Below are 17,658 nucleotides of genomic sequence, written 5' to 3'. Positions count from 1 at the left end.
TCCCGGGGTCATCGGCTGAAGATGGTGCCGACGGAGTGGATGGAGTCACCGGCGATGAGGCCGGCGCCGACCAGGGCGATCTCCTGTTCGCCCTTCTCGCCGCGGCGGCGCTCCCACACGAGGCGGATCGCCAGACCGGCGAGGACGAGCCAGCCGGCGTTGGGTGTGGCCACGAGCAGGCCGGTGGCGAGCAGCACGCCCATCTGGCGCCGGGGTCCGCCCAGGAACTGGACGATGGCGCCGGGGATGGCCCACAGGGCGAGCTGGAGGAGGACCGACGGGTCGGTGAGGCCGGCCTTGATGGTGTCGGCGTAGACGATCGAGGTCGGCGGCACGGCGCCGTCCTCGAACAGGCCCTGCCACAGCAGCGCGACCATGCCGATGGCGACGGCGAACCCGATCATGGAGGAGAAGAGCTGCTGGCGGCGCCCGTCCAGCTCGTACGCGGTGTAGGGGCGCCGGTCGCGGCGCAGCACCCAGCCGGCCTTGAAGTCGTAGCCCATGTCCGCGAAGGCGGGGCCGGTGGCCGCGCAGTAGCCGACGAGCAGGGCGAGCGGCACCCCGGGGATACCGAGTGCCAGGCCCAGGATGAGGAAGATCAGGGTGACCGCGAAGGCGGGGAACCAGCCCGCGTGCATGGCGGCCAGTCCGACGATGAGCTCGTGGACCAGGGCGGCCACGGCGGCGAACAGGACGAACCCGAGGATGCCGAGCCAGCTCATGTCGGCCCAGATGCCGCCGGTGATCGCGAGGACGAGGGCGCCGAGGGCGAACAGGACGTAGCCCGAACCCAGGGCCCGGCCCAGTGTGGCGCGGTCGACCGTGTAGGCCAGGGACGGGTCTTCCCGGGCCTCGCGCTCGCGGGCCGCCTCGCGCTCGCTCTCCCGGCGGCTCTGCCGGCCGGCGAGGATGATGACGATCTGCACCAGCGCGACCACGCCCGCGCCGATCATGACGCCGTGCGGCACGTAGACGGAGTTGAGGTCGACCCCGATCATCGCGGGGGAGTACTGGGCGACGAGCAGGCCGACGGCGAACATGAGCAGGGCCCAGACGTTGCCGATCATCGCGATGCCCGCGGCCGACATCGGCATGCCCAGGAAGGACGCGCCGAGTCCCACGACGCCGCCGCCCACCAGGACGGCGGCCTGGCGGCCGCCCTTGTCCCCGGCCTTGATGGTCTCCGCGGCCGCGACCCCGGGGGGCCAGGCGGCATCGGCCGGCAGGAACCGGGAGCCGAACGCCTTGTACAGGACGAACACGTCGATGAGAAGGCCGAGGGACGCGCCCAGCAGCATCGGCCACACCAGGTCGGGGCGGCCGAAGAGGAACGGGATGGCGATCGGCGTGAGCAGCGAGTTCGCCGCGGCGAAGGTCGCGCCGGAGATCGACGACTGGATGAGGTTCTGTCGGTGGGTGTTGCGGAACGACCGCAGCCCCAGGAACCCGGCCCGGCCGATGAGCATGGCGATGACGGCGCCGATGACGCTCGTGTTGGGGGAGACGCCGAGCGTCGTGATCATGTGGATCCCGATGATCGCTCCGAGGAGGCTCACCAGGACGGTGACGATCACGACGACGGGCTCGAAAGCCCGCGGATGGCGCGTGCCCTCCGGGTGCTGCGGTTCGGTGGACGAACCGGGTGCCGACGGTTCCATGTGTGTCCTTCGAGGATGTCTCGCGTCCGGCGAGGACGGAGTGTCGCTGGTCGGAGGCCTGCGGTGCGCGAATGCCGCGTCCCGGCCCGTCACGCTCAGGCTGCCTCCCGTTCACCCGTCGGAGCAAAGGTTTCCCACTATGTGGGAGTTAAGATCACATTTCGATCCCCGGGAACGGGGTCCCCGCCCTGCGGTCGGACGTAGGGTGAGCCCCATGTCCACCGGTCCCACGGAACGCGCCGGCCCCCTCCAGACGGTCGACCGAGCGCTCGACGTCCTCCTCAGCTTCGACGAGTACCGGACGAGCTGGGGGGTCCTGGAACTCGCCGACGAGTTCGGCCTGACCAAGTCGACGGCCCAGCGACTCCTCGCCTCGCTCGCGGGCAAGGGGTTCCTGCGCGCCGACCCCGACACACGCCGCTACGGCATGGGCCCCGCCATGTGGCGCATGGCCGGGCTGTGGGAGCGGTCCGGCGGACTCTCCGCCCTGGCCGAGCCCCTGCTCGCCGAGCTGGCCCGCACCAGCGGGCGCACCTCCCTGTTCTGCGTGCCCGACGGTGCGCACGTGCGCTGCATCGCCGCCGTCAGCGGATCCGAGGGCCCCCGCCGCGCCCACCCCTTCCTCGACGAGCTCTACCCGGCCCACGCCGGGGCCACCTCCCGCGCCTACTTCGCCTTCCTCGACCCGGCCGAGCGCAGGGCTCTGCTGTCTGGCCGCCCCTCCGCGCGGTTCTCCGACCTCACGCCGTTCGACGAACGCGAGGTCGAGACGCTCTTCGACACGACCGTCGGCCAGGGGTACGCGCTCTCCCAGGGCGAGTACGACGCCGCGTCCCGCGCGCTCGCCGTCCCCGTGTTCGGCGGCAAGCGCCCTGTCGGCTCCATGACCCTGGTGGAGAACAAGTACTCCGACCACGGCGACGACCTGCTCGACCACCTGGCGCCGCTGCGCGGCGCCGGCGACGAACTCACCGGGCTGCTGTCCAACCGCCGCCCGGCACCGCCCACGCGCAGGTGGAGGCGGGGCCACGGCACCCGCCCCGCCCCGCACCCGACCACTCCCTGAAGGGGGACCATGCCCGAGCTGCTGCTCCTGTCCAACTCGACCAACCACGGCCGGGACTACCTCGACCACGCGTGGAAGGACGTGGAGGCCTTCCTGGGCGGGCGGGACACGATCGCGTTCGTGCCGTTCGCCGGCGGAGACCACGACGCCTACACCGCGCGGGTCGCCGAGGCCTTCGCCGCGCGCGGCATCCGGGTGACGGGGGTCCCGGCCGACGCCGGGGCCGCGCGCGTCCTCGACGAGGCGCAGGCGGTCTTCGTGGGCGGGGGCAACACGTTCCGCCTGGTGGCCACCCTTCAGCGCACCGGACTCCTGGACGACCTGCGTGACCGCGTCATCGCCGGACTGCCGTACATGGGGGCGAGCGCGGGCACCAACATCACCGCGCCCACGCTGCGCACCACCAACGACATGCCCATCGTGGAGCCGGCGTCGTTCACCGCCCTGGGGTTCGTGCCGTTCCAGATCAACCCCCACTACCTGGACGCCGACCCGCGGTCGACCCACAACGGGGAGACCCGCCAGACCCGGCTGACGGAGTTCCTGGAGGCCAACGACGTCGACGTGCTCGGCCTGCGGGAGGGTGTCCACCTGCGGGTGGAGGGTGAGGGATCGGACGTGGTCCGCGCGACCGTCGGCGGCGCCGCGGTGCAGCCCGACGCGCCCGGTCCGGCGATCGTCTTCCGCCGCGGCACGTCCCCCTTCGAGGTGTCGGGTGAGGTCACCGACCTGTTCGCCCGCACACCCCGATTCGACCACCCGGTCTGACGCACGGCGCCCGGCCCGCTCCCGTCCTCTTGCCGCCTCCTCGCCGGATCGCAGAGCTGACAGGAGGGGCGGGAGCCCGACTCCGCGGGGAACGAGACGGAGGAGGCGGCTTGCGGCGTCATGGTCCTGTGGCCTCCTATCAGAGGAGATGGCGATCCTCTTCTGTGTCTCTCGTTCCGAAAATCATTCTGTGGCGGAAAGGGCGCCGGAGTGAAGCGGGGGCAGTCGATCGCCGGAAACTCATTTCTGGCGTTCGAGTGTCGTTCCGCAGAACTAATAGTTGCCCAAATGACCATTTTGCGGGCTTGAGAAACCGTTCTCCGTCAGGTGCGTGTGCGTACTGAGCTGGGTACTTACCCCTCATGTCACCCTTGAACGCATTGGCTCTCGTGTGCAGTCTCAAGCCGTCGCCCGCTCCGTCGAGCAGTGAGCTGATGGCGCGACAGGTCCTCGACGCCCTGGTCGGCCGGGGTGTCACCGGTGACATGATTCGGGTGGTCGACCACGAGGTCCGGCCCGGTGTGAAAACCGACATGGGCGACAACGACGCCTGGCCGGGAATTCGAGAGCGTGTCCTCGACGCGGACATTCTCGTGCTGTCGACGCCGACGTGGGTCGGCCACATGTCCAGCGTCGCCCAGAGGGTCCTGGAGCGACTCAACGCGGAACTGGGCGAGACCGACGACCAGGGGCGGCCGAGCATGTTCGGCAAGGTCGCCGTGGTCGCGGTCGTCGGCAACGAGGACGGCGCGCACAAGATCGTCGCGGACCTGTTCCAGGCGCTCGGGGACACCGGGTTCACCATTCCGGCCCAGGGCAGCACCTACTGGAACAACGAGGCGATGAACCCCAAGGACTACAACGACCTGATGCACACCCCGGAGGCGGTCGCCTCGACGACGGCCACCCTGGCCCGCAACGCGGCCCATCTGGCACTGGCGCTGCGTGAGAGTCCCTACCCCGCGTCCTGATCCGGCCGTGGTGCGGGCCCGTATAGCCCGTTGATCGGGCGGGCCGTGATCTGCGCGTGGTCGGGGTGTACGGAGATTCACGGCTCCCGGAGGAGAGCGTGGAGGAGGCCGATGTTTCAGACGCCGGAGGTCGGTTAGTGCCGCAGGCAAGGACAGCGAAAGGAGCCGACCATGGTGGACAGCGTGGCTGAAGTGATGAGTCCCGGAGTGAGCACCGTTACCGCGGAGACGAGCCTGCGCGAGGCCGCGGAGGTCATGCGTGACGCCGACGTGGGCGACGTCGTGGTGACCGATCGCGGTCACCTGCGAGGCATCCTGACGGACCGCGACATCGTGGTGCGGTGTCTGGCCGACGGAGGAGACCCCGACGTGGTCCGGGTCGGGGACGTCTGCAGTACCGAGATGGTGACGGTACCGCGCCAGAGCAGCGTCAAGGACGCGGTGCACGCCATGCGCACGGCGACCGTGCGCCGCCTACCCGTTGTCGAGGGTGACGAGGTGGTGGGGGTCGTGACCATGGGCGACCTGGCCCGGGCGGTTGACAGGAACTCCGCGCTGGCCGACGTCAGCGCCGCAGATCCCAACCGGTGAGAGACCTGCCGCCGGAGGCGCCCCGGCTGACCGGGAGGGACGTCGGGGCGCCTCGCCTGTCCTCCGGCGCCGGACGGGGAGAGTTCCTGCTCGGGCCAGGGCCGGGCGGGGTCATCCTCTGCGCCGACGGCTGCGGAAGGCGCGCGCAGCGGTGCCCCGGGCCCGTGTCAGGCCCTCCGTAGGCCGACGGCCCGGTCAGGCGGCCGTCTCCAACCCCAGGTCCTCGCGGAGCTGCTCCAGGGTCGACCGCAGCAGACGGGAGATGTGCATCTGCGAGTACCCCAACCGCTCCGCGATCTCGGCCTGGGTGTGGTCGTGGAAGTACCGCAGCATCAGGATGTCGCGCTCCCGCTCGGGCAGGCGGGCCAGGGCCGGCTTCAGTGCCTCCCGGTCCACCACCAGATCCAGATGGTGGTCCTCCTGTCCCATACGCTCCTCCAGCGAGGAGCACTCCTCCCCGTCGGAGTCGGGGTTGTCGGGGGCGTCCAGCGACAGGGCGCGATAGAGGTCGGAGACCTGGCGGGCCTCGTCCACCTGGGCCGGGGTCATCCCCAGTCTGCGCCCGAGTTCTTCTCCGTCGGGAGCGCGTCCCAGCTCCTGGGTCATCTCCTGTTGGGTGTGACGCAGGCGGATCCGGTTCTCCTGGGCCGAGCGTGGCACCCGCATGGCCCAGGCGTGGTCGCGGAAGTAGCGCTTGACCTCACCGGTCGCGGTCGGCATCAGATATCCCAGAAAGGGCATCCCCCGCTCGGGGTCGAAGCCGCGGATCGCCTTGCACAACCCCACCATCGCCGTCTGGCTCAGGTCCTCCACAGGCTCTCCGCGCCCTGCGTAGCGGCGCGCGATCCGCTTCATCAGCGGTGCGTAGAAGGCCACCACCCTCTCGTGGAGTTCGGCCGCGCGGGGGTCGCCCCTGTCGAGGGCCTTGAACTGCCTGAGGAGGTCCTCACCCGGGTCCTGTTCTCCCGGTCCGGGGCGGCGCGGAGCCGGGACGAGGGGGCGGCGTGCGGACGAGGCGTGGAGTGGGAACGCGTCTGTATCGGTGGTGGACAAGTGAGAGACCCCCTGAAAGTTGGCCCGTGTGCATGTCACTGCCGGGACGGCAGAGCACCGCTCCTCTGAAGCGCGTACAGGTGCCATCCTTCCCTCTGAAAGGAGACTAAAAGTGATAGAGGGCACTTTTAATGTCAAGTTGACATAAAAGGGATATTTGGCGCAGGGGTCGACCGGCGGGTGGCCTCGCGTGCGAGTCGGCAGGCTTCCCGCAGCCTTCTGGCGTGGCGCGCCGTCTCTTCTCCCCTGCCGCGAGAGCCGCGGTGCAAACGCGACCGTCGGGACGCCTGGGGATCGCGCGGCGCGGCGACCGATCCGCCCCGGCCTCGCCTTCGGTGCCGATCCGGCGGGATCTTCCGTGTCGGGGGCAGGGTGTACGGCGCCGCCGCGTCGCTGTGTCCCCACTCCGCCCCGGTCACTTCTGGCGCCGGGGCGGGGGGCGGTCAAGGGTCGGGCAACCCTCGGTGGCGAGAGGGTGGCGCTCCGTCATATGGGTAGACGACCGACCATGAGACTCGGTGAACGCATCCGCGGGATCGAACGCGAGGGCCGCCTGGACCCGGCGGTCTCCCGTCTGAAGAGAATCGCCGCGCGCATCCCGTCCGGGGCGGTTCGCGACATGCTGCACGGCGTGCAGATCGGGCACCCCCTGCATCCGGTCGCGGTGCACCTGCCGATCGGCACATGGACGTCCGCCGTCCTGCTCGACATGCTGCCCGGGGACCACAGGCGCAGTGCTCACGCGCTGGTCAACACCGGTCTGCTCGCCACCCTGCCCGCGGTGGTCAGCGGGCTGGCCGACTGGTCGGAGCAGGGCGAGCGCCAACAGCGCGTGGGGGTGGTGCACGCGGCGGCCAACGGGGTGGGCGCGCTCCTGTTCGGTGCGTCCTCGCTGGCCCGGGCCGGTGGACGGGAGGGGTGGGGCAGGGCCCTGGCCGTGACCGGGCTCGGCGCCATCGGCCTCGGCGGCCTGCTCGGCGGTCACATCACCTACTTCCGCGCGAGCGGCGCCAACAGCGCCGACTACCTCGTGGACCTGGTGTCCGGGGACTGGCACGACCTCGGTCCGGTGGACGGCTTCCCCGAGGGCGCGGCGGGCCGTGGCGACATGGACGGCGTCCCCGTCGTGGTGGTGCGCACGGGGCAGTCGGTGTCCGCGCTGCTGGGCACGTGCACCCACATGGGCGCCCCCCTGGCGGAGGGCGAGGTGGTGGACGGATGCGTGCGCTGCCCCTGGCACGGGAGCGAGTTCCGACTGGACAGCGGTGCGGTCGCCCACGGGCCCGCGACCGCTTCGGCGGAGACCCTGCAGACCTCCGTCGTGGACGGCCGCCTGATGGTGCGCCTGCGTACCCCCGAGGAGTAGGGGCACGGCCGAACCGCCTCTCGCGGAGGGCCGTCGGATCCGGCGCGGCGGCCTCCGCGGAGGGGCGCCTCATTCCGGAACTCGGTACACGTGTGCTTCGTCCAGCTTCTCGGAACCGAACCGGACGGCCACGTCGAGCGCCTTCTTCACCTGCTCCATGCGCTCGGCGATCTGGAAGCAGGTCGCCTCGTCGAGGAAGACCGAACCGGGGACCAGTCGCAGTGCGGCGAGCGGTTCGCCCCCGCGCCCCGTGCCGTAGGCCGGGAGATGGCCGAGGACGACCCTGGCGTACGGGTTGCCCTCGTAACCGGCGAGCAGTCTGAACAGCCCGTGTGTGTAGCGGTTGGCGTCCGCGACCGCGGACGGGTCGGCCTCGCGCAGGAGGCTGAAGGCCGGTGTGCCGTCCGGCGGCACCGGCCAGTAGACCGAGGCGACTCCGTCGGCGAAGGGGGTGAGCAGCTCGAAGCCGCGGCTCGGCAGCAGGTCCATGAAGGACCGGTTCGCCATGAGGAGGTTCGCCAGGTAGACGCGGAAGCCGTCCACCCCCACACTCTGCACGGCCACCCACGCGGCCAGGACGGGCGCCGCGCTGCGCGAGTGCTCGATGGTGTGCATCAGCACGTTCTCGCCGTGCGGCCGGTGCTCGGCCTCGCCTCGGCCGCCCTCCACCCAGCGGTGCAGCTCGGCGGCGTCACGGGTGAGGAAGAGGCTGGAGGAGTAGGGAGCCAGTCCGGTCTTGTGGAAGTCGATGGTCATCGAGTCGGCTTCCCGCACCTGTGCGAGCAGCCGTGCCGTGGCCCGGACGCGGTCGGCCAGCTCGGGACCGAGGCCGAGGGGGTCGCCCGCGAAGTCGTAGTCGGTGAAGAAGAGCCATGGCCAGGTGACCACCGTGTCGAAGTGCACCAGGGGCCGGTAGGGCAGAGCGTGCGCCTCGCAGACGCGGTCGAGCGCGGTACGGACGGGACGCACCGGGTCGATGTCGTTGTGCAGGATGTTGCCGCCCGAGAGCACGACACAGGCGACAGGCCGCCCCTCGGCCAGCAGTGCGTCGACCGCCGCGGCGATCGCACCGGGTGCGGCCCCCTCGCCGGGGACGGAGGGTACGCGCACACAGGCGTCGGTGCCCAGGCCGAGCAGCGCGCAGACGGATTCGAGGCTGTCGTGGTTGTGGGCGGTGGTGACGACCACCGGTGGGCGGCCCGCGGGCAGGCCGTCACGGAACGAGTCGGGGCTGCACCGGTTCAGCCCCATCCTGACCGCGTAGAGCAGCCCGGCCTTGCCTCCGAACGAGAACACGCCTCCCGCCGTGTCCTGCCAGCCCGCGCGCCGGGCGAACTGCCGGACGAGTTGCCGCTCGACCTCGATCACCCCCGCGCTGCAGAAGTCCCAGAGCGCGTTGGGGCTGTAGAGACCGGTGATCGCGGTGATCGCCGCGGTGTCGAGCAGCGGCTGCGGGGTCATGTTGAACAGGGTGGCCGGGGAGTGCCAGCGCAGCTGACCGAGCAGGGCGCGGACCGCCGTGCCGAGCACCCGGTCGGCGTCCTGGGGGCTGTCGGGCAGATTCTCGTGCTCGGCCAACCACGCGTAGTCCCCGGGAGGACCGCCCAGCCAGGGGTCGTCGGAGTCGGTGTTCCGCGGGAGGGCGTCGAAGGCCACGCGGATCCGCCGGGCCAGTTCCTCACCTCCCTCCCCGGACGGGGAGGGCATTCTGCTCCGCAGTTCCTCGCGGACGGTCTCGAACGCTCGGCGGGACACGTCTTCCCCTTCCTGGGTATGTCCGGTGCCCGGCCGCTCCGGCGGCCCGGGGAGCGGGGGTCACCGCTCCGGGTAGGGGTACTCCTTGCCGTGGTCCCACGGGAACAGGTGGAGGTTCCAGGTGTTGAGCATGTTCACGTACAGGGCCAGGGCGCTGATCAGGGCGAAGTACTGCTCGCGGTCCTCCAGCAGGTCGAGCGCCTCGGTGGTCTCCCTGGTGAAGCGCTCCAGGGTGTGCAGGCCGGTGTAGCCCAGGAACTCCGACGGTGTGCGGATGAAGCCGGGCGTGATCTGCCGGAGGGTGTCCAGCGGGAGGTCGGTCGTCCGCACCAGCCGGAGCAGTCCGTTGAGCGCGCCGTATCCCAGGGGGCGCACCTCGCCGTTGAGGAAGACCATCGTGGAGAAGTACTGGTCCCTGCTCCCGGCCCGGCTGCTGATCCGGCCCGCGTGGATGTCGACGACCTCCTCGGGCGGAACCGTCCAGGACCGCTGCGTGGCGTCGTGGATCTCGTCGACGAGGCGTTCCACGGCGGGGATGCCCGTCCGGGGCGGCAGAGGGAGCGGGTAGTCGCTCACCCGGTCGCCCTTGCGGCGGATCCTGACCTCCACCGCCTCCTTGGTCGTGTAGGCCGCGTCCCAGCAGTGCCGGCCTGCACTGCGCAGGGCGTCGATGTCGTCGGGTACGACGCGGCCGATCGGGGCCGCGGGCAGGTACTCGGTGAGCGGACCGTACTTGATCCCGATGTGCTGCAACTGGGAGAGGAAGACGGTGCCGTCGGGCGCCTCGGTGCGGTCGTCCATCTTGTAGTCGGGGGCCCTGTACACCGGCTCCGCGCTGGGCAGGAGGTGGTACAGGTGGTCGCCGGAGACCAGCGCGTGGTTCTGCAGGCTGTTGTACGGAACGAGCCTGTCCCAGACCATGTCGGCCAGGTCCGGGTTGTGGTCGGTGAGGTCGGCGGTGACGGTGATCTGCGGCTGGACCCATTCGATCTCGAGCTGGCGCATGGCGGTACCCCCTGTGGTCGTGCGGACGGCGGACGTCTCAGCTGCGGAGAGCTCCGGTCGCCTGCTCTCTTATCGCGGCCCTGTCGGGTTTTCCGCGGGGGGTGAGCGGCAGGTCCGACAGGAGATCGACACGCGTGGGCGCGTGGACGGAGCCGAGGGTCTCGCGCACGGCGGTCGCGAGTTCTACGGTGAGGGCCGCGGTCCGCTCCGGGGGGACCGTGGTGGAGGGGACGACGGCGGCGTAGACGCTCTCCCCGGTGTCGGGGTCGGACAGCCCGACGACCACGGCCTGGGCCACCGCGGGGTGGGCGGTGAGCACCTGCTCCACCTGCTGGGGGTAGACGTTGTAGGCGTCCACGATGATGATGTCCTTGACGCGGTCGACGAGGTAGAGGTACCCCTCGTCGTCGGTGCGGCCCAGGTCCCCGGTGTGGAACCAGCCCGCGCGCAGGACCTGCGAGGTCAGGTCGGGCCGCTGCCAGTATCCGGCCATGATCGTGGGGGAGCGCAGGCACACCTCCCCGATCGAACCCGTCGGCAGCGCGCGGCCCTCCGCGTCGCGTATGGCGATCTCGACGTCGGGGAGGGGGCGGCCCACGGAGTTCAGCAGGTACCGCCCGGCCCGGACGTGGTCGCTCGGGTCGAGGCAGCTGATGAACCCCGCTTCCTGCATGCCGTAGTTGTGCATCAGGACCGGACCGAGCCTGGCGACCGCGTCCGCGATCCGTGACGGTGAGGAGGGGGCGCCTCCGTAGACGACCAGTCGCAGGTCCGGTAGGTCCGCGTCCCCCAGGCCGGGGGCGTGGACGAGTGCGTGCACCATGGAGGGGGATCCGAAGAAGTGCGTGATGTGCTCGCGCCTGAGGACCTCCGCCACCTCGTCGGCACGGAAGTCGTCCATGAGCACGGCGGTGCCTCCGGCGGCCAGGGTCCACTGCACGATCTCCCCGCCCAGGTCCGAGAGGGGGATCGCGACCAGGAAGCGCCAGGGGCCCGGGCCGTACATGTGGAGCGCGTTGTCGAGGAACCCCGACGCCGAGGCGAAGGTGTGCGCTATGCCCTTCGGCTCTCCCGTGCTTCCGCTGCTGAAGGTCACCATGGAGAGGCCGTCGTCCGGTTGGGAGCACTCCAGAGGGGCGTCCGGTTTCCCGTCCGCGAGATCCAGTACGTTCTCGCCGAATTCGGAGGCTCCGACGGACAGGGCGCGAGAGATTCCGGCCCGGGCGCACAACGACTCGGCCTCATCCCGCTGGTCCGGATCGAACACGAAAAGCGCCGGTCGCCCCTCCAACAGGAATTTCAGTTTCTCGCCGGTGGAGAAGAAGGGCCTGAGGCCGACGTAGCAGGCGCCGAGTGCCTGTGCCGCGAGGCGCACGATGACCGCCTCGGCGCTGTTGCCGTGCAGGTAGGCGACAGTGTCCCGTGGTCCGAGCCCGTGGTCGGCCAGCGCCCTGGAAACGGCCGAGGTGCGGCGGAGGAACTGTTCACCCGTGATCCTGTGCGCACCGGCGACCACGACGTCCCCGGTCCCCGCGGACTCCACGCCATGCACTATTCGAGAGACATAACCCATCGTCGACATGGCGTGCCGGCCGTTCTGTTCGCGTTGTGCGGAAGGCAGGTTCGGCTGGATTCCCGGGAAGCCCGGATGATGTCAGGAAACCCATCCGCGTGCCGAAAGTAACACCGCGGTCGGCGCTCCGACGGCAACGACACCCGGCAGGGTGCCGAGGCGCGGCCGTCCCCGCCCGGTGCGTCGTCCGGGGTGTGCGCGGGGGACACGGTCGCACTGCGCGGCCTCCCGCCCGGGACGAGGGCGGCCTCCCCTCGGCAAGGCGATCGGGAGCGGGCGCCTCCCCGCGCAGGCCTCACACCGGGTCCGTGCCGACTCCGTCCCGCGCCGCACGGGTCGGCGCCACCTCGCGGGGCCGGGCGGCCGAGGTGAGGAAACCGGCGGCGGCGACGAAGAGCAGGGGCGCAACCAGGGCACCGCGCAGGGTGTACGCCTCGCCCAGGAAGCCGAGCACGGGCGGCCCGACCAGGAACGCGACGTAGCCGACCGTCGCGACCAGCGAGACCCGCGCCGCGGAGTCGGGGCCGGAGTCGCCGGCCGCCGACAGCGCCACGGGAAAGCCCAGCGATGCTCCCAGGCCCCACAGGACAACGGCCGCCGCGGCCAGGAGCGGGCTGTCCGCTCCGGCCACCAGGCCCATTCCCACGACTCCGGCGAACGCACTGGCCGCGAGCACTCCGGCCCTGCCGAAGCGCGCCAGGAAGTACCCCCCGGCGAAGCGTCCCACCGTCATGGAGGCGGCGAACACGGCGTAGACCATCGATCCCGCCGCCGGGTCGAAACCGTGGCCGTCCACCATGATCAGGGGGAGCCAGTCGTTGGCGGTGCCTTCCGCCAGGGCCATCGCGAGCACGATGACACCGATCAGGACCAGGCGCGTGTCCTTCCACAGCGCGCGCCCGGCGCCGTCGGGGCCGTGGTCGGTGGAGCTGGGGCGCGCTCGCCCGGTGCCCGCCGGAACGGCTCCGACGACCACGGCCGTGGCGATCAGGGACAGGACGCCGACGATCACCAGATGCCACGCGACGGAGAACCCGGTGGCGGTGAACACGATGCCGGTGACGGCGCCCACCACGGTGCCCAGGCTGAAGAAGCCGTGCAGGCGGGGCAGCAGCGGCTGGGACAGGGCCCGTTCGATCTCGGCGCCCTCGATGTTCAGCGCGACCTCTCCGCCTCCCATGCCCAGGCCGAAGAGGAACAGGCCCAGGGCGACCACGAGGGCGGTAGACAGGGCCGCGCCCAGACCGATGGTGGGCATGCTCGCGATGCCGGCGACGGCTCCGAACACGATGATCGGCCGGGCTCCCAGACGGGCGACGAGCACCCCCGCGCCGAGGATGCCGATCATCGATCCGGCCGAGAGGCCGAACAGGACCAGCCCCATCTCGGCGGTGGAGGCCCCCAGCGCGTCGCGGATGGCGGGGGTGCGCGTGACCCAGGAGGAGATCCCCAACCCCGGGAGGAGGAAGAGCGTGCACAGCGCGAAGCGCCGACGGTTCATGGCGGTGCCCATGAAGAGCTCCTAGCGGTGAGCCGGCCAATAGTGTGTACAGACGTACACAGTAGGGCTGCCGGTCACCTCCGGGCGCGGGCGGGGTCACCCGCACACCACAATGGCTGTGGGGAGGGACGACATGGGCGGATCACGGCGGGTGGGCAACGACCCGCGGCGCAAGGACCGCATTCTCGCGGCGGCCCTGGAGGTGATCGGCGAGCGCGGGGTGCACCGGACGACCCACCGGGCGATCGCCCAGCGGGCCGCGGTGCCCCTGGGGTCGCTCACCTACCACTTCGACGGGTTGCAGGCGATCCTGGAGCAGGCCTTCGCGCACCTGGCGCGGACCATGTCGGAGCACTACGGGAGCAGGCTGGCGGCGGCCCGGGACCGGGAGCAGGCGTGCGAGGCCGTGGTCGACCTCATCTGCGGCCCCGAGTACGCCACCCCCCGCCAGTTCGTGCTCCTCTTCGAGATGTACTCCTACGCCAACCACAACGACGCGGCCCGGAAGGCCGTGCGCGAGTGGATGGCCGTCAGCCGGAACTCCCTGGCCGCGCACTTCCCGCCGGAGGCGTGCCGGGCGCTGGACGCCATGGTCGAGGGCTGGTCCATGCACCGGCACTTCGAGCGGGACGGCGGCGGCCCGGACCGTGACCTGGTGTCGGCGGCGGTGACCGCCGTCGCCGACCGGCTCGGCTGACCAGCCGCGCCGCCCCGGGCCGCTGCGGCCGCTCCCCGCTCAGTCACGCGGAGACCGCAGGCGGTAGGTCGCCTCGTCGAAGTCCGCGTGCAGGCCCCGCCCGCTCAGGTCCCAGACCCACAGGCCGACGAAGGCGCCGGTGAATCCCATGGTCCGGAGCCTTCCGTCCTCGATCTCCTCGGCGTGCTCGTCCGAGAGCACGGCGGCGTCCAGCGTCGGGCCCAGGGGAGCCCACCCCTCACCGGTGTCGCGGCGGAAGCACACCCGGGCTCCGTCCACGTCCACCCCGAGCCGCACCCGCTCGCCGGCGTCCGCAACGAGGGCCTCCGTCCGTTCCAGGGTGACCTCTCCCCGGTCACAGGCCGCCAGCCCCAGCACCGGTCGGCCCGTGTCGTCGACGCTGCGGTACAGGAAGAACCAGTTCCGGGTGTTGTAGTAGGCGGTGATCCCGGCCAGGTGGCGGGTGTCCGTCGGCCGGTACCGCATCGTCGCCTCGAACGAGCAGTGCGGCGAACTCACCCGCCGGGCGACCAGGCTCGCACCCACCAGGCTCTGCGGTGAGTTCCCGCCGCGCACCCGCAGGTGCGAGCGCCGCGCGGCCGTGGTGACCCAGTCCCCGGTCGCGGGACGGCGCAGCGTGGACCAGTGCGGTCCGAGCACGGGCCCGTCGAAGTGGTCGGTGCCCTCCCCGTGGACGTCCGTGGACGGATCGTCGGCTCCGCTGCCCGCGGTGCTGGTCGGAGATCCCCGGCCCGGTGCGGGGACACGTTGCTCGGGCCGCCCGCCGGGGACCCGGGGCCAGCCCCGCGCGGTCCAGGTGACGGGTGCCAGCGCTGTCTCCCGACCCAGCACGCACGGGCCGCGTCGCCCCAGGGGGCGGGCGACGAGGTAGGCCAGATAGGTCTCCCCGCCGGGGGTGTCCACCAGGCAGCCGTGCCCGGCCTTCTGCAGCGGAGCGTCGGGCCGGGCGCGGGAGGTGATCAACGGTCCGTCGGGGTCGCGTTCGTACGGCCCCGTCAGGGTCCTGGAGCGGGCGACCGCGACGCGGTGCTCGTAGCCGGTGCCCCCGTCCGCGGTGAGCAGGTAGTACCAGCTGCCGACGCGCCGGATCCGGGGGCCCTCGACCCATCCGGGCCCGGCCGGGAGCTCGATCCGGACCGGTGCGCCCACCAGCGTCCGCGCCCGGCGGTCGTAGCACACGGCCTCCAACCCCGAGGAACCGCCGTGTCCGGGACGCCAGTCGTGGGCCAGGCCCACCAGCCAGCTCTCGTCGCCGTCGTGGAGGAGGGAGGCGTCGAAGCCGCGCGCGTGCAGGGGGACGGGATCCGACCAGGGGCCGTGGACGGTCGGCGCCGTGACGAGGAGGTTGGGGCTGTCGGTGAACCCGCCGGCGTAGGACGTCACGTTGCTGTACACGAGGTGGAAGAGCCCGTCGGCGTGGCTGAGGTCGGGAGCCCACACACCCCCCGAGTCCGGTCGGCCCGCCAGGTCGAGCCACGGCGGCCCCGGCAGCGCACCGCCCAGGGGACGCCACCGGACCAGATCGGTGGAGTGGTGCAGGCGTACGCCCGGATACCACTCGAAGGTGGACGTGGCGAGGTAGAAGTCCCCACCGACGCGCAGGATGCACGGGTCCGGATGCGACCCCGGAAGGACCGGGTTGCGGATGGGTGCGGGTTCGGACGGCATGGGGGGTCCTCTCACGTCACTGGTCCGGCGGGGAGCCGGGTACGGATCTCCGGCCGCCACGGGGGTTCTCCCCCGATTCTCACCCGCCACCGTGACCGTGCGCTCACCAGGTGTTTCCGTTCGGGTTCTCAGGGTTCTCTCAGGAAGTTCTCGGGCTTCTCGTACCCCCGTCGGATTGTGTGCCCTCGGACGTCACCACGAGATGAGAGGAGGCACAGCGGCACCGGAACGAACAACGGCCACGAGGGGCGCAACGCAGAACGACGGCAGCGACGCCGGGCACCGGCTCAGGTCGCCCGGCAGGCTGCACGCCTTCAACCGGTACGAGCTGAAGTACCTGGTCCCCGTGTCCCAGGTCGCGGAGGTGCGCGCCGAACCCGGCGCGCGCATGACCGCCGACCGCAACGCCGGCACCAACGGCTACGCCGACCGGATCTGCGCGGTCGAGGACGGTGCCGTCGTCGAGTTCGGCACGCCGGACCGGATCATGACCGACGAGGTGCTCACCCGGGTGTTCGAGACCCCGGTCACCGTCATGGACGGACCGAACGGACCGCTCGCGGTCCACTACTGAGCGCCGTCCCCTCAGAGCCGGGGTCGGCCGCGTCCGTCGGCGTGTGTCCACGGCCCCTCGCAGGCCACCTCCGCCGCCTCCTCCGTACGGCCGTCCTCCAACAGCCACACGATCACGTGCAGCTGCTCCCGGTAGGCGATCTCCAGCACCCGCGCCGACGGCCGCCTCCGCGCGCCTAGCATGGCCCGTAGTCCGGCAGGCCGGCGCAACGTCCGCGGCCACCGCTGCCAGCCGTCCCGTGTGACCACCAGACCCCTCCCGTCGTGCCCGCCCCGGATCCGCCCGGGCGGCGGCCTTCCTGGGGATTCTCGCTCACGGGCCCGGGCCCTGCGTTGCGATCAGGCGAAGAGAGGTGCCGAGAAGATGAAGGCAGGATCGACGGGGGTGGCGGACCTGCGCGACCTCGCGCTCCTCGTGGAGGTGATCGACGCGGGATCGATCACGGAGGGAGCCCACCGGTGCCGGATGTCGCTGTCCGCCGCCAGCGTCCGCATCACCGCACTGGAACGCCACTACGGCCTGCGGCTGCTCGACCGTCGCCACCGGGGGGTGTCACCGACCCCGGCCGGTGAGGCACTGGCCGCGAGGGGCCGGATCCTGCTCGAAGAGGCCCGGGAGCTGGAGGCGGGCATGGCCGCCCGCGCCCGCGGACTGGAGAACAGTGTGCGGTTGGCGACCAACAGCTCCGCCGCCGACGCCCTCACCGAGTTCCTCGCCGCCACACTCAACCGCCTGCCCACCACGGCGGTCACCCTGGTCGAACTGGGCAGCGAGGCGGCCGTCGCCCACGTCCTCGACGGTCTCTCCGACATCGCGGTCGTCTCCGCGGTCCCGCCGGACGGGGCTTTTCAGACACGCCGACTGTGGGACGACGACCTCGTGGCCATCGGCCCCGTCTCCTCCCGGCCCCGGCCCCGGCGACCGCTCCGACTCGCGGACCTGCTCCGTGAACCCCTCGTCGGCCTCCTGCGGGGGAGCCCCCTGCAGGACCTCGTCGACCGCCAGGCACACGGGTCCGGAACGGAACCGGCCTACCGGGTCCGCCTGCCCTCGCTCGGGGCCGTCTGCGCCGTGGCGGGCACGGGAGTGGGGTGCGCCGTGGTGCCGCGGGAGGCGGCCCGGCGCCACGGGGTCTCCCCGGCGGCCCTGTACGAGTTGGACGAACCGTGGGCGCCGCGGCACGCCATCCTCGTCGCCGCAGACTTCTCCGCCCTCACCGAGAGCACGGCCGCGTTCGTCCGCCACCTCCTGGAATACTCTCCCGGCCCGGACGGGGAGGACTGACCCGCCGGAGCGGGAGCCGTCACGGGCGGACCCCGCCCGGGGCGCACGGCGGACGCGCGCCGCCACCGGCGTGCATCCGCGCCCCGGGACACCCGCCGCCCGTGGGC

Annotated in this window: 16 protein-coding genes; 8 read left to right on the top strand and 8 right to left on the bottom strand. The window is 71.7% G+C overall.

Annotated elements, in window-relative coordinates; translation table 11 throughout:
- Nucleotides 1-8 precede the first annotated feature (8 nt).
- Complete coding sequence (locus tag Q8791_RS18670) at nucleotides 9-1,658, bottom strand: OPT/YSL family transporter (protein WP_330093020.1); 1,650 nt, start codon at nucleotides 1,656-1,658, stop codon at nucleotides 9-11.
- Nucleotides 1,659-1,872: 214 nt separating this feature from the next.
- On the opposite strand from Q8791_RS18670, the gene Q8791_RS18665 reads away from it, so the two are divergent.
- From Q8791_RS18665 to Q8791_RS18650, 4 genes are all read left to right on the top strand, one after another.
- Complete coding sequence (locus tag Q8791_RS18665) at nucleotides 1,873-2,724, top strand: IclR family transcriptional regulator (RefSeq protein ID WP_330093019.1); 852 nt, start codon at nucleotides 1,873-1,875, stop codon at nucleotides 2,722-2,724.
- A 9-nt stretch (nucleotides 2,725-2,733) separates the two neighbouring features.
- On the top strand, nucleotides 2,734-3,492 hold the full coding sequence (pepE, locus tag Q8791_RS18660) for a dipeptidase PepE (RefSeq protein WP_330093018.1): 759 nt from the start codon (nucleotides 2,734-2,736) through the stop codon (nucleotides 3,490-3,492).
- Between the two features lie 362 nt (nucleotides 3,493-3,854).
- Nucleotides 3,855-4,463: a flavodoxin family protein gene (locus Q8791_RS18655; RefSeq protein WP_330093017.1), complete on the top strand. Its 609-nt coding sequence runs from the start codon at nucleotides 3,855-3,857 to the stop codon at nucleotides 4,461-4,463.
- 171 nt (nucleotides 4,464-4,634) lie between these two features.
- The gene (locus Q8791_RS18650; RefSeq protein WP_330093016.1) at nucleotides 4,635-5,054 is read left to right on the top strand and encodes a CBS domain-containing protein; all 420 of its coding nucleotides are present in this window, start codon (nucleotides 4,635-4,637) and stop codon (nucleotides 5,052-5,054) included.
- Between the two features lie 195 nt (nucleotides 5,055-5,249).
- On the opposite strand, the gene Q8791_RS18645 is transcribed toward Q8791_RS18650, so the two are convergent.
- Nucleotides 5,250-6,107 carry a SigB/SigF/SigG family RNA polymerase sigma factor gene (locus Q8791_RS18645; RefSeq protein WP_330093015.1) on the bottom strand — a complete coding sequence of 286 codons (858 nt, stop codon included), beginning with the start codon at nucleotides 6,105-6,107 and terminating at the stop codon, nucleotides 5,250-5,252.
- A 508-nt stretch (nucleotides 6,108-6,615) separates the two neighbouring features.
- Here Q8791_RS18645 and Q8791_RS18640 point away from each other — a divergent pair.
- Nucleotides 6,616-7,473: a Rieske (2Fe-2S) protein gene (locus tag Q8791_RS18640; protein ID WP_330093014.1), complete on the top strand. Its 858-nt coding sequence runs from the start codon at nucleotides 6,616-6,618 to the stop codon at nucleotides 7,471-7,473.
- A gap of 69 nt (nucleotides 7,474-7,542) precedes the next feature.
- Here Q8791_RS18640 and Q8791_RS18635 read toward each other — a convergent pair whose 3' ends face one another.
- From Q8791_RS18635 to Q8791_RS18620, 4 genes are all read right to left on the bottom strand, one after another.
- Complete coding sequence (locus Q8791_RS18635; protein WP_330093013.1) at nucleotides 7,543-9,228, bottom strand: pyridoxal phosphate-dependent decarboxylase family protein; 1,686 nt, start codon at nucleotides 9,226-9,228, stop codon at nucleotides 7,543-7,545.
- 60 nt (nucleotides 9,229-9,288) lie between these two features.
- The gene (locus Q8791_RS18630; protein ID WP_330093012.1) at nucleotides 9,289-10,233 is read right to left on the bottom strand and encodes a cucumopine synthase-related protein; all 945 of its coding nucleotides are present in this window, start codon (nucleotides 10,231-10,233) and stop codon (nucleotides 9,289-9,291) included.
- Nucleotides 10,234-10,270: 37 nt separating this feature from the next.
- Nucleotides 10,271-11,776, bottom strand: a complete 1,506-nt coding sequence (locus Q8791_RS18625; protein WP_330093011.1) for an AMP-binding protein — start codon at nucleotides 11,774-11,776, stop codon at nucleotides 10,271-10,273.
- 325 nt (nucleotides 11,777-12,101) lie between these two features.
- Complete coding sequence (locus tag Q8791_RS18620) at nucleotides 12,102-13,319, bottom strand: MFS transporter (protein WP_330093010.1); 1,218 nt, start codon at nucleotides 13,317-13,319, stop codon at nucleotides 12,102-12,104.
- 121 nt (nucleotides 13,320-13,440) lie between these two features.
- Between Q8791_RS18620 and Q8791_RS18615 the strand changes: the two genes are divergently transcribed.
- Entirely contained in the window at nucleotides 13,441-14,004 is a 564-nt protein-coding gene (locus tag Q8791_RS18615) for a TetR/AcrR family transcriptional regulator (RefSeq protein ID WP_330093009.1), read from the top strand.
- A gap of 39 nt (nucleotides 14,005-14,043) precedes the next feature.
- On the opposite strand, the gene Q8791_RS18610 is transcribed toward Q8791_RS18615, so the two are convergent.
- Nucleotides 14,044-15,693, bottom strand: coding sequence for a family 43 glycosylhydrolase (locus Q8791_RS18610; RefSeq protein ID WP_330093008.1), 1,650 nt, complete (start codon nucleotides 15,691-15,693; stop codon nucleotides 14,044-14,046).
- Nucleotides 15,694-15,895: 202 nt separating this feature from the next.
- On the opposite strand from Q8791_RS18610, the gene Q8791_RS18605 reads away from it, so the two are divergent.
- The gene (locus tag Q8791_RS18605; RefSeq protein WP_330093007.1) at nucleotides 15,896-16,267 is read left to right on the top strand and encodes a hypothetical protein; all 372 of its coding nucleotides are present in this window, start codon (nucleotides 15,896-15,898) and stop codon (nucleotides 16,265-16,267) included.
- 11 nt (nucleotides 16,268-16,278) lie between these two features.
- Here the strand turns inward: Q8791_RS18605 and Q8791_RS18600 are convergent, their stop codons facing one another.
- On the bottom strand, nucleotides 16,279-16,449 hold the full coding sequence (locus tag Q8791_RS18600) for a hypothetical protein (protein WP_330093006.1): 171 nt from the start codon (nucleotides 16,447-16,449) through the stop codon (nucleotides 16,279-16,281).
- Nucleotides 16,450-16,630: 181 nt separating this feature from the next.
- On the opposite strand from Q8791_RS18600, the gene Q8791_RS18595 reads away from it, so the two are divergent.
- Nucleotides 16,631-17,551: a LysR family transcriptional regulator gene (locus Q8791_RS18595; protein WP_330093005.1), complete on the top strand. Its 921-nt coding sequence runs from the start codon at nucleotides 16,631-16,633 to the stop codon at nucleotides 17,549-17,551.
- Nucleotides 17,552-17,658 lie beyond the last annotated feature (107 nt).

This window comes from Nocardiopsis codii, assembly GCF_036327455.1.
Classification (GTDB): domain Bacteria; phylum Actinomycetota; class Actinomycetes; order Streptosporangiales; family Streptosporangiaceae; genus Nocardiopsis; species Nocardiopsis codii.
This window is presented reverse-complemented; position numbering and strand designations above follow the sequence as displayed.

What these genes read in the sequence shown, in the direction of transcription:
- Q8791_RS18670 (WP_330093020.1), bottom strand. Translation starts at nt 1,658, where the DNA reads ATGGAACCGTCGGCACCCGGTTCGTCCACCGAACCGCAGCACCCGGAG.
- Q8791_RS18665 (WP_330093019.1), top strand. Translation starts at nt 1,873, where the DNA reads ATGTCCACCGGTCCCACGGAACGCGCCGGCCCCCTCCAGACGGTCGAC.
- pepE (WP_330093018.1), top strand. Translation starts at nt 2,734, where the DNA reads ATGCCCGAGCTGCTGCTCCTGTCCAACTCGACCAACCACGGCCGGGAC.
- Q8791_RS18655 (WP_330093017.1), top strand. Translation starts at nt 3,855, where the DNA reads ATGTCACCCTTGAACGCATTGGCTCTCGTGTGCAGTCTCAAGCCGTCG.
- Q8791_RS18650 (WP_330093016.1), top strand. Translation starts at nt 4,635, where the DNA reads ATGGTGGACAGCGTGGCTGAAGTGATGAGTCCCGGAGTGAGCACCGTT.
- Q8791_RS18640 (WP_330093014.1), top strand. Translation starts at nt 6,616, where the DNA reads ATGAGACTCGGTGAACGCATCCGCGGGATCGAACGCGAGGGCCGCCTG.
- Q8791_RS18630 (WP_330093012.1), bottom strand. Translation starts at nt 10,233, where the DNA reads ATGCGCCAGCTCGAGATCGAATGGGTCCAGCCGCAGATCACCGTCACC.
- Q8791_RS18620 (WP_330093010.1), bottom strand. Translation starts at nt 13,319, where the DNA reads ATGGGCACCGCCATGAACCGTCGGCGCTTCGCGCTGTGCACGCTCTTC.
- Q8791_RS18615 (WP_330093009.1), top strand. Translation starts at nt 13,441, where the DNA reads ATGGGCGGATCACGGCGGGTGGGCAACGACCCGCGGCGCAAGGACCGC.
- Q8791_RS18610 (WP_330093008.1), bottom strand. Translation starts at nt 15,693, where the DNA reads ATGCCGTCCGAACCCGCACCCATCCGCAACCCGGTCCTTCCGGGGTCG.
- Q8791_RS18605 (WP_330093007.1), top strand. Translation starts at nt 15,896, where the DNA reads ATGAGAGGAGGCACAGCGGCACCGGAACGAACAACGGCCACGAGGGGC.
- Q8791_RS18600 (WP_330093006.1), bottom strand. Translation starts at nt 16,449, where the DNA reads ATGCTAGGCGCGCGGAGGCGGCCGTCGGCGCGGGTGCTGGAGATCGCC.
- Q8791_RS18595 (WP_330093005.1), top strand. Translation starts at nt 16,631, where the DNA reads ATGAAGGCAGGATCGACGGGGGTGGCGGACCTGCGCGACCTCGCGCTC.